Source organism: Nonomuraea sp. NPDC001699 (assembly GCF_053596455.1).
This window is the reverse complement of the sequence record NZ_JBSFGF010000058.1, coordinates 1-14,055: the sequence shown is the minus strand read 5'-3', so window position 1 is coordinate 14,055 and position 14,055 is coordinate 1. Positions and strand designations below refer to the sequence as shown.

Below are 14,055 nucleotides of genomic sequence, written 5' to 3'. Positions count from 1 at the left end.
CACGGTGACCGTCGCCGCGTCCAGGAGCAGCAGGCTCGGCCGCGCGGTGAAGGCGATCGTGCCGGTCCCCGTGCCGGCGGGCAGCGTGCCGATGGGCCAGCGCAGCGTGGTGGTGCCGTCGGTGTTCCCGCTCACGGAGCCGGGGCGGGGCCCGGCGCCCTGGTCGAGCGCGGCGCTGTAGTAGAGGCCGGCGGGCAGCGTGGCGGTGAGCGTGGCGCCGGAGGCCGCGGCCCCGCCGGTGTTGCGGTAGGTCAGGGTGTAGGCGGCGGCCTCGCCGGCGTTGACGGTGGCGGGCGCGGTGGCCGCCACGCCGATCACCGACCGGTGCACCGTGGTGGACACCTCGGCGGTGTTGTCGGACAGGGTGCCGGTCTCGGCGTATCCGCGCTCATTGGTCCCCGACACGGCCGCCTTGTTCGTCAGGACCGTCCCGTCCGTGGTCGCACAGGGGATGTCGTAGGTGAACGTCTCCCGCGCGGAGCCGCCCGCCGGAACGTCGGACGTCGTGCGGTGGACGACGTCGCCGCCGGGCATCGTGTCGTCGATCTTCACCGCCGTGGCGGTGGCGGGTCCCTTGTTGCCCACGGCCACGGTGTAGGTGAGCCGGTCGCCGGGGGAGGCGTCCTGCCTGTCCACGGTCTTGGCGGCGGTGAGGTCGATCGGCGGGTTGAGACTCGCGGCGGCCTCGGCGGTGATCTCGGCGCTGCCCAGGCCGAGCACGCCCTTGTGCGCGCCGTCCTCGAACCAGGGGCTCTCGCGGAAGTTGAGGTTCAGGTGGTCCCAGTCGTTCCAGGAGGTGAGGGTCTGCTTGGGGGAGACGGGGCAGGACGTGGTGTCGGGGCCCATGATGATGTGGTTGACGTCCCCGGACTGGCTCGTCGCGCGGGTGCCGTCGCCATTCCAGTCGACCGGCTTGTTGGCCGGCGTGGTCAGCGCGACTCCGGGTTTCCCGGCCACCACCGTCCCGTACACGACCGTCGCGCTACCCGCTCCCGGCAGGGCGTCGCCCACCTCGTCGAGACCCTGGTCCTCGTTCATGGGGGCGCGCTCCTGGGGCTGGTAGTCCAGGGGGCGGGACGCGGTGGACGCCGTGGGGAACTGGTAGGAGTAGTTCATGACGCTCAGGTAGTTCGGCTTGCAGTTGACGCTGTCCAGGCCGCCGTGCTGCAGCCCGAGCGTGTGGCCGAGCTCGTGCATGAACGTGCCCGCCTCCGCCGCGGTCTGGCCGCCGTTGGCGGTGATCCGCGTGTTGTCCCACGCGCCGAGCGAGATGACGAAGTCGTTGCCGCCCGGCAGGGCGACGCGGGCCAGGTGGGCCAGGTCGACGTGCTGCTGGGTGTCGTCGCCCGCCTCGGCCTGGCCCGATGTGGTGCCGAGGCCGGTCAGCCCGTGCACCGACACGGCGTAGCGGAACGCCAGCCGCTTGGCGCCCAGAATGTTCTCGCAGTTGCGTGAGATCCGGTCGAGCACGTCGCCGAAGTTCCCGTCGCAGGCGATGGCGGAGTCGCCGAACTTGACATCGTCGAAGTCGTCCCAGCTACCGGGGCTCTTGGTGTCGAACGTGATCCGCTCCGCCTCGCCGGCCCGCTCCCCGGTATGGACGTGCAGGGTGATGCCGTGCGCCGCGAATGCGGTCACCACCTGGCTGATGGCGTTCGGGTCGAACTCCCTGGAGCGCCGGCAGTACGACGCCAGGCAGAACATCGCGTCCAGCTCGACGAAGATGTCCTTCTTGTTCGGGTCGGCGCTGTACGGGGGCTGGTTCAGCGCGAGATCGACCGTGCCGTCCTGGTCGTAGTCGATGCCGTTGATCTCCCAGTCGTCCAGCAGCCCGTCCTGGTCGGTGTCACGGCCGGTGTGCACCTTCAGGGTGGTGGAGCAGGTGCCGATCGTCGTGTCGCCCGACAGCGTCGAGGTGATGTCGATCCGCAGGCCGCTCGCGTCACCGAGGCCCTCCGCGTACGCCGGCGGCAGGTCGAACTCCCCCTGCACCAGCCCCGTCTCGGCGGATAACAACTGCCGGTAGAACGGCGTGGCGTGCCAGTAGTGGAACCCGGCCTCCACCGTGGCGGTGAACCAGCCGCTCTCCTGACTGTCGTTGAGGAAGGTGATACGGGCACGGGGCCGCTCGCCCTCCGCGAGCGACAGGGGCGAGGTCCCGAGGAACTCGCACTCACCGTGCACCGCGCCGTCGGCGTGCCCTGCGGGGGCGCCGAGCAGGGCGGCGACGACGAATAAGACGAGCGGCACGATCACGCGGCGGATAACCATGGGCCGAGTGTCTGCGCCCGCGCTCGTGCCGTCATGAGTAACCCGTACTCATCCTGTTCTGGTGGCGGCCACAACCTGGCCGCCACCCCTGCGACGGTGGTTCCACAGCCGGGCAACAATGAAGGAGCCGAATATGTCCGTCCCGTCCGTCGTCGTTCACCCCGGTGGCGACCAAGACGTGCACGTTGATGATGCGGCCGCCCTCGCGCGCCTTCTGGGTCAGGGCGTCCAGCCAGACGAAGGCGTACGGGCCGGCGTCCAGCGTCCGGGTCCGGAACGCTTCGACCTGCTCATCCAGCGTCTTGGCCACCGCCGAGACCTGGCTTTGGAGATGTGCTTGATGCCGAGCTGCTCGATCAGCTTGTCCACGCGCCGGGTCGAGACGCCGGGCAGGTAGCTGGTGGCCACGACGCTGATCAGTGCCTGCTCGGCTCGGCGGCGGCGTTCCAGCAGCCAGTCGGGGGAGTAGGAGCCCGACCGCAGCTTCGGGATGGCCGGCTCGATCGAGCTTGCGCGGGTGTCCCACTCGCGGGTGCGGTAGCCGTTGCGCCGGTTGGTCCGTTCGTCGCTGCGCTCGCCGTAGCCTGCCTCGCACAGGCTGTCGGCCTCGGCCGACATCAATGCCTCGGCCATGGTCTTGACCATGGATCGCAACACGCTGGGGTCATCGGTCTGCGGCCATCGCCTTGATCTCCTTCGTTGTTCGCACTCGAAGGATCACGCGTTGGCCGTCTCCATTTCACGGCCGCCACGCTTGTGACCAGGTCAAACTCGTACACCACTCCCGTGGACGCAACCAGATCTTGGCGCTGAACGTCGAGGACCTCGACCGGGAGCATCGACGTGCGCCTGTGCGGTCCAAGAGCGGCGCCGTCGAGTGGGTGTATTGGGACCGCGGCACCGCCCACCTGCTGCCCCGCCTGCTCCGGCTCCCGGACGACAGCGCCCGAACGCACGGCCCGCTGTTCCTGTCCGAGCGGCGTCCGGACCCGGCGACATCTGCCCGCACACCGGCCGCGCCCGCCTCGGCTACGACCGCGCCCGTGTCCTGCTGGAGAAGTACGCCGGGCTCGATCTGCACCAGTTGCGCCACAGCGCGGCCACCCACCTCGGCGAAGCCGAGATCCCGCTGCAGCTCATCATGGGCAAGACCCGGCACAAGAACCCCCGCACCGCCATGCGCCATGTCAAACCCGGCGCTGAGGCGATCGCCAAGGTCACCGAGGTGCCGGCGCCCCGCCGTCGTACCCACTGATCAACCCAGTGGCGGCTGGCCGGAGCGGTAGGAGGTCCCCGGCCATCACGTCACGGATCCCTAACAGGCGTAGGAGCCCCAGGTCGCTACCGCTCATTCCGGCACTCAGCCTCCTCGAAGGCCGACTGGGCTGGGAGACCAAGGCAACCTTCGCGGCGTGCTGTGCGTGTATGGGGTCATGATTTCGAAGGGCGTTCAGTGACGCCGCATACGGACGGGTTCACGGAGTTCGTGGCCGCCCGCAGTACAAGTCTGATGCGCACGGCGTACCTGACCTGTGGTTCGTTGGAGGAAGCCGAAGATTTGCTGCAGACCGCGCTGGAGCGGGCGTGCCTGCGTTGGGACAGGCTGTGCCGTGGCGGCGACCCCGAGCCCTACATCCGGCGGATCATCGTCAATCTGGCGATCAGCCGGGCGCGGCGGCTGGCCCTCGTGCGATTGATTCCGATGCACACCCCTCCCGAACTGCCCACCGCGCGGGAGGACATCGAGTTACGGCACATCGTCGTAGACGGGTTGCGGGCGTTGCCGCCCCGGCAGCGGGCTGTGGTGGTGCTCAGGTTCTGGGATGACATGACTGAGGCCCAGACCGCGAAGATGCTCGGCTGCTCCGTCGGCACGGTCAAGAGCCAGACGTCCAAGGCGCTGAAACGCCTGCGGGCGCTGCTGGGTGAGGAGGTGGCGAACAGTGCGCGGTATTGAGGAACGACTACGCCAGGGAATGACCGACGCGACCCGGCCAGTGCGGGGGGCGCCGGAGCTGGCCGTACGGGTGACGGCCCGGGTGGCGCTGCGCAGAAGGCGGCGCAGACTGGCGGCGAGCATCGCTGCGGCCGCCGCCGTGCTGGTGGCGATCGGCGTCGTGTCGCCGTACATCGTCACCCGGCCTGACCCGGTCGCCACCTCCCCGGAACTGGAGGGTGTGCGGATCGGCTACATCCCGGAGGGGCTGGGTGCCCCGCAACGCCTGCGGGCGCAGGAGAAAGACGTCGAAGGAGAGATCCGGCTGCGCGGTGAGGCGCTGAGATGGCAGGCCGGCGGCGACTTCGCCCAGGTTTCGGCCTACCGCACGGACGGTGTCGTGCGCGACGCGATGGACATTCTCGCCCTGAACATGGTCGACTCACCGGTCGAACCGCGATCCGTCGACGGTCCAGTGCTGTCAGGCGACGGCACCAGCGCCATGTGGGTCGCCGACCACCGCCTTGTACTGAAAGTCGCGGTCTCGGAGGCCCTGAAGGGCGAGCGCGACCGGATCATCGACGGGCTGCGGGTGACGGGCTGGAATCCCGCCTTCGCCGGACTACGCGTCACATACATGCCAGCCGGCATGTGGGCCGTGGGGAGGGCGGGCACGGATCTTGAGGCGCTTGCCCGGCTCTGGCAGGGCGAGTCCGGTCGGCGCGTCTCCGTCGAGGTCGTATACGGCCGGGCCGCGGCGACGCTTGCGAAATTGCGTGCCGCCGAACCGCCGAAGGAGCCGCTGACTGATATACGTCCGGCCTCGGTGCATGGCCAGCCGGCCTACGCGGGAGCCACCGGACAGTCAGGCCGGGTGTTGCTGTGGCTGGTCAAGCCGGGAATCGGCGTGCGGGTCAGGGGGGACCACCTACCGGAGGGGGACCTGGTACGGATCGCCGAGGGCATCCAGTCGCCTCCCCAAGGCCAGGGCGAGTCCGTCGACAGCATCGCGATCTCCTTCAATGATCCGAATTTGCGGTCGGGTCCTGTGGAGACCGTCATGGCACCACGCTGGCGTTCCACCACCCGGCGGTGGATCGGCCCGGACGGCGAAGACACCGTCACTGTCTCCATCCAGCGTGGGGCGGCGGTTCCGAGCGCCACCTGGTGGAGCAGCGTGTCCAGAGGCGAGCCGGAGTCGGCGACCATCGCCGGGGTGCAGGGGGAACTGCTCGACACGGGGGCCTCCACGCCCACCCGGAAGTTCGCCTGGACTCCAGAGTTCGGCCTGGCCATCGTGGTCACCGCCCCCGCGCGTGATCTGCGGCGAATCGTGAAAGGTATCGCGGCGCCATGACGCTGAAACCCCTGCCAGCTTCAAAGACGCATACCATGCCATCGCTGCGAAATGTGGGCGGGACCGCAGCCCCCTCGCAATTCTGCGGACCGGCTCGTGTCCACCCGATCCGGCCCGGGCCGATCGGATGGACTGCGGTGAGCCATACCCGTACCCGCCGTCTCCCCGGGAACCCGCAGGTGGAGTTCCGCTCACCAATGACAGGCTGGTGGCCCTGTATGGCACGGTTGAGCTCGATGGCCAACCGCACACCAGCGAGCTCACCCTCGACCATGTCCTGGACGTACCGGCACTAGCCTGTCCTCAAAACCAGCGAAGTGCCGACGCCCATCGGTGAGTCGGCACTTCGGCCGGACGGCTCCGGCACACGCCGGAGCTGCCCAGCCACCCTCATCAGCCTCCCGGACTTCGAAGGCGCCGGCGAACATTGCAGCTACGGAGGCCGCGCCACGTCCACCAGCACATGTTCACCGGCCTCGTACGCCGACTTACCGATCAACAGTGCCTCACGACGTAAGCCGAAACCGTGGCCGCCGGGCCTGGACTCACCGCGTTCCCCGCACCGACGCGCCCAGCGGCCAGCCGCCGATCCAGTGGTGTGATGGCGGCTGGTCAGGGCGAGGCCAGCGCCTCTGTCGGGGCCAGGTGGCTGGCACGGATGGCGGGGTAGAGCCCAGCCAGGCCGCCGATCATCAGGGTTGCGGCCAGACCGCCTACCAGTGCCCAGATGGGGATCACCATCGGCAGGGCCTGGATGGCCGCGTACACACCGGTCACCGCAATACCCAGGAACAGGCCGCCGATACCGCCGAGACCGGACAGCAGCAGCGCCTCGGCCAGGAACTGGACGCGGATCTGCCCCTGCGTGGCCCCCAGTGACCGGCGCAGCCCGATCTCGGCCTTGCGTTCCAGGACCGCGATGACCATGGTGTTGGCCACGCCGACACCCCCGACGACCAGGGCGACCGCGCCGAGGCCGAGCAGCAGGCCGGTCAGGGCCCGGTCCGTCGCCTGTCGGGCGGCGAGCGCGTCGGATGGCCTGGACACGTTCACCTCGCCGGGCACCTGAGGTTTGGCGGTGGCGGCCAGCACGGCGCGCACCGCTTCCACGGCCGGGTCCTCGGTGCGGGTGTAGATCGTGGTCGGATGCCCATCGAACGACAGGTACCGTGCGGCAGCGGGCCAGCCGATCATCGCGGAGGAGTCCAACTCCGGCGCGAGCGGTGCCGGGTCCAGCATCCCGATGACGGTGAACCAGTGTCCACTCAGGTACACCTGCCGTCCCAGCTCTGTGACGCCCAGCCGTTCAGCCGCCGTCGAGCCCAGCACGACGGCTGGGTACCGGGCCGTCGCGCCGTTGAGCCAGGTGCCTCGCGCCACAGCCGCCCCGACGAGATCGGGGACGGTCAGCTCTGCGGCGACGACGGCGATGCCGCCGCTCTCGGCCGCAGGGATCCGGTCGTTGCGGTAAACGTGCGCGTCGGGCAGCAGCGCGGTAGCGGCGGCACCCGTCACCGGGCGGATCCTGCGGATCATGGCCGCCGCCCCCTGCGGCAGCTGCGCCTGCTTGCCGAACACGGTCTGGCCCGGCGCGACCGTGAGCAGGTTGGTGCCGAGCCTGGCCAGGGTCCGGTCCAGCTCGGCTCGGCTGGAAGCGGAGATCCCGACGACCGACACCATCGCGGCGATCCCAATGGCGACGCCGAGGGCCGACAGGAGGGCGCGCATCGGCCGGGTGCGCAGCCCGGCCCCGCCCACCCTGATCACGTCCCTGGCCGACAGCGCCGTCATGGCAGCACCCGCCCGTCCCGCATGCGCACCTGCCTGGGCAGGGCGTGCGCGATCTCCAAGTCGTGTGTGATCACCACGATCGTGGTCCCTGACGCGTTCAGCTCTCGTAGCAGCGCGAGCACGCCCGCGCCCGCCGCCGAGTCGAGGTTGCCCGTCGGCTCGTCGGCCAGCAGCAAGACAGGCCTGCGCACAGCCGCCCGTGCGATGGCCACGCGCTGCCGCTCACCGCCGGACAGCTCGTGCGGCCGGTGCCGAACGCGACGGCCGAGCCCCACCTGGTCGAGCGCCTCCAGCGCCAGGGCGCGCCGCCGCCCGAGCGGCACCCCTGCATACAGCAGTCCGTCGGCCACGTTGTCCAGCGCCGACGCGCCTGTGGTCAGGTGGAACTGCTGGAACACGAACCCGATCCTGGTGGCCCGCAACTCCGACAGGGCGTGGTCCGGCAGCGTGCCCACGTCCTGGCCGTCGAGGCGCACCCGGCCACTGGTGGGCCGGTCCAAGGTGCCGAGGATGTGCAACATGGTGGACTTTCCCGACCCGGACGGCCCGACGATGGCCAGCAGCTCGCCCTTCTCGACCTCCAGCGAGACGTCATCCAGCGCGATGACACCACCGGGGTAGGCCTTGGTGACGCCCTCAAGCCGCGCGATCATGTCGGCATCCCCACCTTCAGTCCGGTGGTGAGCCCCTGGCCCGACACCTCGACACGCCCACCGGCGAAGAGCCCCGTCCGGACCGGAACGACCCGGCCGTCCGCGAGTTCAACGCCATACCCGCCCTCGGACAGCGCCAGGAGCGCCGCGACCGGCACCGTGAGAACGTCCTTGCGCACCTCGGAGACGAGCGTCACATCGACCGCCGCCCGGTCGTAGCCCACGGCCCCGATCGCCACGGTCAGCTCCACCTTCGTGGTCGTGCCTCGCTGATCGGAATTGACCACGAACTGCGCCGTGGCGACCTTCCCCTGAACCTGCTCGCCGGCCGGTGTCCTGACCGTCGCCGCAGCGCCGATCTTGGCCAGCCGGTACTCCGTCTCGTCCAGCCGCACGGTGACCAAGTGCGCGGTCCCGGTAACGGTGAGGAGAGGAGAGCCCGGACGGACCAGCGTCCCAGGCACTGCCGTCTGGTCGTTGACGCGGACGGCGTCCGGCTGGAAGACGACCCGGCCGAGCTCGACCACGCCGGTCTGTTTGACGCCGAGGTCCTTCTGCCACTTGCGTACGGCCCGCGCGCTCTCCCCGCTGAATACGTCATCGATGGTGAAACCGTGATAGCCGAGTTCGCGCAGGTTCTCTTCCAGCTGCCGGACATCGGCTCCTCGCACGCCGGACCGCAGCGTCCGGTAGGCGGGCACCTTGCCGTACAAGAGCACGGTGGGGACCTGGTCGACCTTGAACAGCACGCCACCGCGCCGGACCGTCGAGCCGATGGCGGGGAGCGCGGTGACCGTGCCGGGAGCGGCCGCGGCCAGCGGACGCTCCCGGCCGTAGCCCACGATCCCCGTGGCCGTCGTGGTGTCGGCCAGGTCCTGCTCGGTGACCTCGGCGAGAGCGGCGGGCACGGCGTCGCGGGCGACCGGTTCGTCTCCGCGCCCGCCGAACACGATGACCGCGGTGGTGGCGCAGACCGCCGCGAGGATCAGCGACCCGGCCGCGAGCCGGCCGGTCATGCCGCGCGGCACTTTTCCATGGCGGCCTTGAACTTCGGGTCGTCAGGGCCGGCTCCGAGGGCGCCGACGTCCAGCTTGAGCCTTCCGCTGGAGTCGGGGTCGGGGAACGTGGGGTACCCGTTCTCGCGCATGCACCTGGCCTGCTTGCGCGCGCTGTCGAGATCTTGCGGACTCGGCTTGCCTCCCTGACCGCCGGGCAGGAGGTGACCGCACTTGGCCATCGCGGCGTCCATCTTCTTCTTCTCGGCGATGTCGCTGCTGACCTCGAAGCGGCCGTTGGTCGGGTCCTTGATGTCGATGCCCTCACCTCGCATGCACCGCGCGAAGGCCAGCTCGCCGTCGCCGGCGGCCGAAGGGCTCGCGGCCGCGCTCGCCGTGGCGCCGCTCGCGGTGGCGACCCTGGTCTCAGGTTGGGCGCCGCAGGCGGCAAGGACGAGGCCCATGGCGAGGAGCCTGATCAGCGTCTTCGTCTTCATGGCCCGGAGTTCATCGCAGAGCCGATTACCGTGGCGTTAGCGCGAACGTTAACGGTGGCGATACACCCAACCGGATAGAACTTCTGAGCGTGCGTGTTCTGATCGTCGAGGACGAACCGGTGCTGGCCGACGGCATCGCCGAGTGGCTGCGTCGCGACGCGCTGGCCGTTGACGTGGTCAACGACGGCGGCTCGGCGCTCGAGCGGCTCGGCGTGAACGACTACGACGTGGTCATCCTTGACCGTGATCTGCCCGCCGTCCATGGCGACGACGTGTGCCGATCGATCGTGGAATCGGCCACCCGAACCCGCGTTCTCATGCTGACCGCTGCCGCGGCCGTACGGGATCGGGTGGCGGGCCTCCAACTCGGCGCTGACGACTACCTGCCCAAGCCGTTCGCGCTGGCCGAGTTGTCGGCCAGAGTGCAGGCGCTGCTGCGGCGCACCGGGCCCGCCACGCCTCCGGTCCTCAGCCGCCGTGGCATCCGGATGGATCTGGCCAGGCGGGAGGTGTACCGCGATGGGCGTTACGTCGCGCTGTCGCGCAAGGAGTTCGCCGTTCTCGCCGAGTTGCTGCGCGCCGACGGGGCGGTGGTGTCGGCCGAGGACCTGCTGGAGCGGGCCTGGGATGAGCACATCGACCCGTTCACCGGCGTCGTGCGGGTGACCATTCTGAAGCTGCGCCGCAAGCTGGAGGTCCCCATGATCGACACCGTTCCCGGAGCCGGGTACCGGATCGCGTGAAGAAGCTCACGATCAGGGCCAGGCTGACCCTGGTGTACGCGGCGTTCTTCCTGGTGGGCGGAGTGGTGCTGCTCGGCGTGACGACCCTGCTGGTGTCCCAGCAGGTGCCGTCGGCCGTCAGCGGCAAGCACATCCTGTCGTCCACGCCGTCTGGACCGCCGATGGACGAGGGACGGCAGATGCTGAGCGAACGGATCCGTACGGCGACCACCACCTCGCTGATATCGCAGGGCGCGATCGGGTTGCTGCTGGTCGGCGCAGCCTCGGTGGGGTTCGGCTGGCTGGTGACGGGCCGCGCGCTGCAGCCCCTGCACCGCGTCACCGAGACCGCGCGGCGGCTGGCCGTGGGCGCGGGGCGGGGACTGCACGAACGGATCGTCATGAACGGCCCGCAAGACGAGGTACGCGATCTGGCCGACGCCTTCAACCTGATGGTGGAGCAACTGGACGCGGCCTTCGACGGACAGCGCAGGCTGGTGGCCAACGCCTCTCACGAGTTGCGCACCCCGCTGGCCATGAACAGGACGCTGGTGGAGCTCGCGGTCAGCAGGCCGGGCGCCTCGCCGGACTGCATCCAGCTCGGCACGTCGTTGCAGACCGTCAACGAACGGCACGAACGGCTGATCGACGGCCTGCTCACGCTGGCCGACTCCGAGCACGGCATCGCCGAGCGCACCCCCGTCGACCTGGCCGACATCGCCGGCCATGTGTGCGACCAGCGCGGCGTGCCCTGGGACGGCGCGGCCGCTGCGGTCACCAGAGGCGATCCCATCCTGCTCGAACGGCTGGTACAGAACCTGGTCGAGAACGCCGTCGAGCACAACGTGCCCTCCGGGCTCGTCTCCGTGACCACGAAGACCATCGGCGAGGACGCGGTGCTGACCGTGGCCAACTCGGGGCCTGTTGTGCCGCACTACGAGATCGAGTCGCTGTTCCAGCCGTTCCGGCGGCTCAACCGCGAGCGTACCGGCGGTGGGAGAGGGTTCGGCCTCGGCCTGTCCATCGTGCGCTCCATCGCCCGCGGTCACGGCGGCTCGGTGACGGCCGTCCCTCGACACGGCGGCGGCCTGGTGGTGACCGTACGGTTGCCCGGCCCAGGCACCGCCTCGCCGCGACAGGCCGTGTGACGCACACGGCCGGCCATCCGCCGGCCGAGCTATCCTGGGCCGCCGGCTCAGCCTGTGTCGGTCGTCTTGCGCTTCCAGCGCTTCGTGCCGTGCTCGGTGTCGTCGGGCGGCGGGCGATGCCGGCGTCGATGGTGCCGCGCTCCAGGCCGATGTACGCGACGATCTACGTGCAGAGGTCTTGAGCAGAATGCGTGGGCAGTTCAGCGGCGAGCAGGTCGAGGCGGAGCCCGGCGGCGATGAGGACAAGTTGGACACCGCATGGTGAACAGGCCGGAGGACCGGGCCCTTGAGCTCGCACCACGTCCGTGGACGTGGTGCATGAATCACGTAGATGGCGGTATCTCCCTCTCAACGGCCATCCACGGGACGTTCGAGTCCTGATTCGCCACCTCCCCGGCGCGGACCTCTTCGCACACCTACGAGCAAGACTCCGGCTAACGCGGCGGCCACTCCGATGGCCAGCCAGCCGGGTGACCCGCCGGTGATGGGCCGGCAGTCGGCGACGCACAAGATGGGATCGATTCGTACCAGGTCGGCACCCTGGAGGATCCACAGCAGACCCAACAGGATGAGGAGTGTCCCCCCGGCGATCCTGGCGCCCCTGCGCCACCTCACTGGACGCGCGGGGGAGGGGTGGGGCATCTCGTCTCCTTCGGCTATGCTGAAACTATTCAGGAAGCTTTATAAGGTGAGGTTATAAGGTGGCCGAACAATCTGCACCCGATGAGCCGCTCCTGTTGCAGCTCATCGGGCAGACGTTCAACCTGATCCTCGACGGGTTGCTCCGCCACCTGGTCGAGAACGGGTGCAAGGATCTACGCCCCACTCACTACCTGAACGTGTTCCGGCTGATGGACTGCGGCGGCACCCGGCCCACCACACTGGCCCGCAGAGCCGGGATGACCCCGCAAGCGATGAGCGAACTCGTGGGTCACCTCGAACAACACGGCTACGTGCGACGCGTTCCCGACCCGGCCGATGGCCGAGGCAGGGTTGTCGTCTTCGCCGACCGGGGCACCCGGGCCGCCGAGATCAGCGCCGCCTACTTCGCCGGACTGGAGGCCCGCTGGGCCGGCGTCGTCGGGGCCGACGGTATCCAGGGCGTCAAGTCCACCCTCACGCAGATCCTCGCCGACCTGTCGGCCGACAACACCGCAGTAGAGGGCAGTGTCTGAGAAATTGCGCCAGGACGATCCGCGTACCCTCTTCGCCTGAGATCAGCGAAGCGGAGCCCGAACATCACTTCTGCACGGACATCGGGACGCGGCCGGTCGGTCATTCAGATCGTCCGCGCGGACGGCGCTCCCCAAACGGCGCACCCATCCCTGGCAGGCAAGCAGTGACCGGTAAGCCTGGCACACGGGAGCCGGAACACCGCCCGACAGGCGTTCCTGCACACCTTCGACGCCAGTAACACCGACGGACGCACCAGAGTCGTGGGGCGCTGGATGGCCCCACGATCCTGAGACCGTTCCCGCCAGGACCTCCTGCGCCGCCCGCCCCGGGCGCGGGAGTCCCTGGCTGTGTGGCTGGAGGTAGGCCTCGAACAACTCACGCGACCGGGCAGGAGGTGAGCGCACGACGTGCTACGTGACGCTCGTCCACCTACCCATCGACCGGACCGCCGATCGCGTGCGTGACGCCCTGGTGGAAACCATGGCCACGCTGCCCGCCCATCTCAGGCGCTCGCTGACGTGGGACCAGGGCGGCGAGACGGGCCGTCGCCGCCGAGTTGCACACCAGACCACGAAAGAAGCTCGACCGGGACACGCGCCGAGCTCTTTCTCTCTGCAACCTGTGCCTGACCCGGTGGGACGCAATGCCCGCAGCGGGGCTGTGACTTTGTGACTGGACGGCGTGATTCACCCGGCGGAATTCGGCGTGCTGTCAGCGGGCCCGATCGGTGGATGGGGCGGCCCGAACGTCCGAAAAACCTCTCGTCAAAGGCGGCGTCCACGTCCAGCAGCCGCTGCTCGAGTTCTACCAGGGTCACTTCGATGCCACTCATCCAGCCAACTCCTTGTTGTGGGGTGTGCGGCCCACGCTGTCAGATGTGCCTGACGTCGTCTGGCAGGTACAGCCGGCGATCCTGCAATGCTGACTCTCATGTCCACCGCTGTCCACGCCGGCGTGCGCGCGGCGAAACCGACGACCACCCCCAGGCCCAGGAGAGCCGCGGAGACCGGCACCGGGACGGTCGTTGTGCTGCCTGATCTCATGAACGCACGGTAGAGAGAGGCGTGACAGCGCCCGCTCAGCACTCGGTTAGCGCGGCGCTTACCTTCCCGCAGGCGCAGGCCGGAGCAGGTACGGGGTTCCGGCCAGTATTAACCCCACGTTGTGGTCCGCCGAACCTGCCGCTGTCCCATGTCTCCCCAGACTGAGTGCGTCAGTACGACGTCAATGCATCGGAGATATTTCAATGCGTAAGTCCATGCTCATCCCCGGTCTCGCCACCGTGGCCGTCCTCGTGGCGGGCGGCGGAGCTGCCGCGTACGCCTCCTCCCTCGACCAGAGCCCCGCCCCCACCTCCTCCCAGTCCTCCGCCACCCCCTCCGAGCAGGCCCCCGAGAACGAGGCCGCCACGCCCGCGGAGAGCGCGGACCCCAACGAGGGCACGCAGGAAGACGCGCAGGGCCAGCAGGCCGAGGCCGAGGACGGCAACGACGACCAGGGCGCCGAGAA

The 14,055-nt window shown here is 69.4% G+C and carries 12 protein-coding genes and 2 pseudogenes; 8 read left to right on the top strand and 6 right to left on the bottom strand.

The features are described 5' to 3' along the window. Both ACWCSU_RS52445 and ACWCSU_RS52440 read right to left on the bottom strand, forming a co-directional pair. The coding region (locus tag ACWCSU_RS52445; RefSeq protein ID WP_449945101.1) for a DUF7507 domain-containing protein at window positions 1–2,271 on the bottom strand (2,271 nt) is incomplete at its 3' end. A gap of 145 nt (window positions 2,272–2,416) precedes the next feature. Beyond that, window positions 2,417–2,928 (bottom strand): annotated as a pseudogene (locus ACWCSU_RS52440) (transposase); the annotation flags it as partial. A gap of 229 nt (window positions 2,929–3,157) precedes the next feature. On the opposite strand from ACWCSU_RS52440, the gene ACWCSU_RS52435 reads away from it, so the two are divergent. The 3 genes from ACWCSU_RS52435 (at window position 3,158) to ACWCSU_RS52425 (ending at window position 5,564) form a co-directional block, all read left to right on the top strand. Continuing rightward, window positions 3,158–3,526 carry a hypothetical protein gene (locus ACWCSU_RS52435; RefSeq protein WP_449945098.1) on the top strand — a complete coding sequence of 123 codons (369 nt, stop codon included), beginning with the start codon at window positions 3,158–3,160 and terminating at the stop codon, window positions 3,524–3,526. 162 nt (window positions 3,527–3,688) lie between these two features. Then, a complete protein-coding gene (locus tag ACWCSU_RS52430; protein WP_449945095.1) occupies window positions 3,689–4,228 on the top strand; it encodes a SigE family RNA polymerase sigma factor in 540 nt (179 codons plus the stop codon). Then, on the top strand, window positions 4,215–5,564 hold the full coding sequence (locus tag ACWCSU_RS52425; RefSeq protein WP_449945092.1) for a hypothetical protein: 1,350 nt from the start codon (window positions 4,215–4,217) through the stop codon (window positions 5,562–5,564). The genes ACWCSU_RS52430 and ACWCSU_RS52425 overlap by 14 nt, the downstream gene beginning before the upstream one ends. Window positions 5,565–6,176: 612 nt before the next feature. Here the strand turns inward: ACWCSU_RS52425 and ACWCSU_RS52420 are convergent. Genes ACWCSU_RS52420 through ACWCSU_RS52405 form a run of 4 tightly spaced genes read right to left on the bottom strand, consistent with a single transcriptional unit; the run spans window position 6,177 to window position 9,500 of the window. Further along, window positions 6,177–7,355, bottom strand: a complete 1,179-nt coding sequence (locus tag ACWCSU_RS52420; RefSeq protein WP_449945088.1) for an ABC transporter permease — start codon at window positions 7,353–7,355, stop codon at window positions 6,177–6,179. Continuing rightward, on the bottom strand, window positions 7,352–8,008 hold the full coding sequence (locus tag ACWCSU_RS52415) for an ABC transporter ATP-binding protein (protein WP_449945085.1): 657 nt from the start codon (window positions 8,006–8,008) through the stop codon (window positions 7,352–7,354). The genes ACWCSU_RS52420 and ACWCSU_RS52415 overlap by 4 nt, the downstream gene beginning before the upstream one ends. Next, on the bottom strand, window positions 8,005–9,024 hold the full coding sequence (locus ACWCSU_RS52410) for a peptidoglycan-binding protein (RefSeq protein ID WP_449945082.1): 1,020 nt from the start codon (window positions 9,022–9,024) through the stop codon (window positions 8,005–8,007). Before ACWCSU_RS52410 ends, ACWCSU_RS52415 begins: the two co-directional genes overlap by 4 nt. Next, window positions 9,021–9,500, bottom strand: a complete 480-nt coding sequence (locus ACWCSU_RS52405; protein WP_449945081.1) for a hypothetical protein — start codon at window positions 9,498–9,500, stop codon at window positions 9,021–9,023. Before ACWCSU_RS52405 ends, ACWCSU_RS52410 begins: the two co-directional genes overlap by 4 nt. A gap of 89 nt (window positions 9,501–9,589) precedes the next feature. On the opposite strand from ACWCSU_RS52405, the gene ACWCSU_RS52400 reads away from it, so the two are divergent. From ACWCSU_RS52400 to ACWCSU_RS52380, 5 genes and pseudogenes are all read left to right on the top strand, one after another. Beyond that, a complete protein-coding gene (locus tag ACWCSU_RS52400; RefSeq protein WP_449945079.1) occupies window positions 9,590–10,243 on the top strand; it encodes a response regulator transcription factor in 654 nt (217 codons plus the stop codon). After that, window positions 10,240–11,370 carry a sensor histidine kinase gene (locus ACWCSU_RS52395; RefSeq protein WP_449945077.1) on the top strand — a complete coding sequence of 377 codons (1,131 nt, stop codon included), beginning with the start codon at window positions 10,240–10,242 and terminating at the stop codon, window positions 11,368–11,370. Before ACWCSU_RS52400 ends, ACWCSU_RS52395 begins: the two co-directional genes overlap by 4 nt. Before the next feature lie 701 nt (window positions 11,371–12,071). Further along, the gene (locus ACWCSU_RS52390; RefSeq protein WP_449945075.1) at window positions 12,072–12,545 is read left to right on the top strand and encodes a MarR family winged helix-turn-helix transcriptional regulator; all 474 of its coding nucleotides are present in this window, start codon (window positions 12,072–12,074) and stop codon (window positions 12,543–12,545) included. A gap of 397 nt (window positions 12,546–12,942) precedes the next feature. Further along, window positions 12,943–13,092 (top strand): annotated as a pseudogene (locus tag ACWCSU_RS52385) (IS30 family transposase); the annotation flags it as partial. A 700-nt stretch (window positions 13,093–13,792) separates the two neighbouring features. Continuing rightward, a partial coding sequence (locus ACWCSU_RS52380; protein WP_449945073.1) for a hypothetical protein occupies window positions 13,793–14,055 on the top strand: 263 nt, incomplete at its 3' end.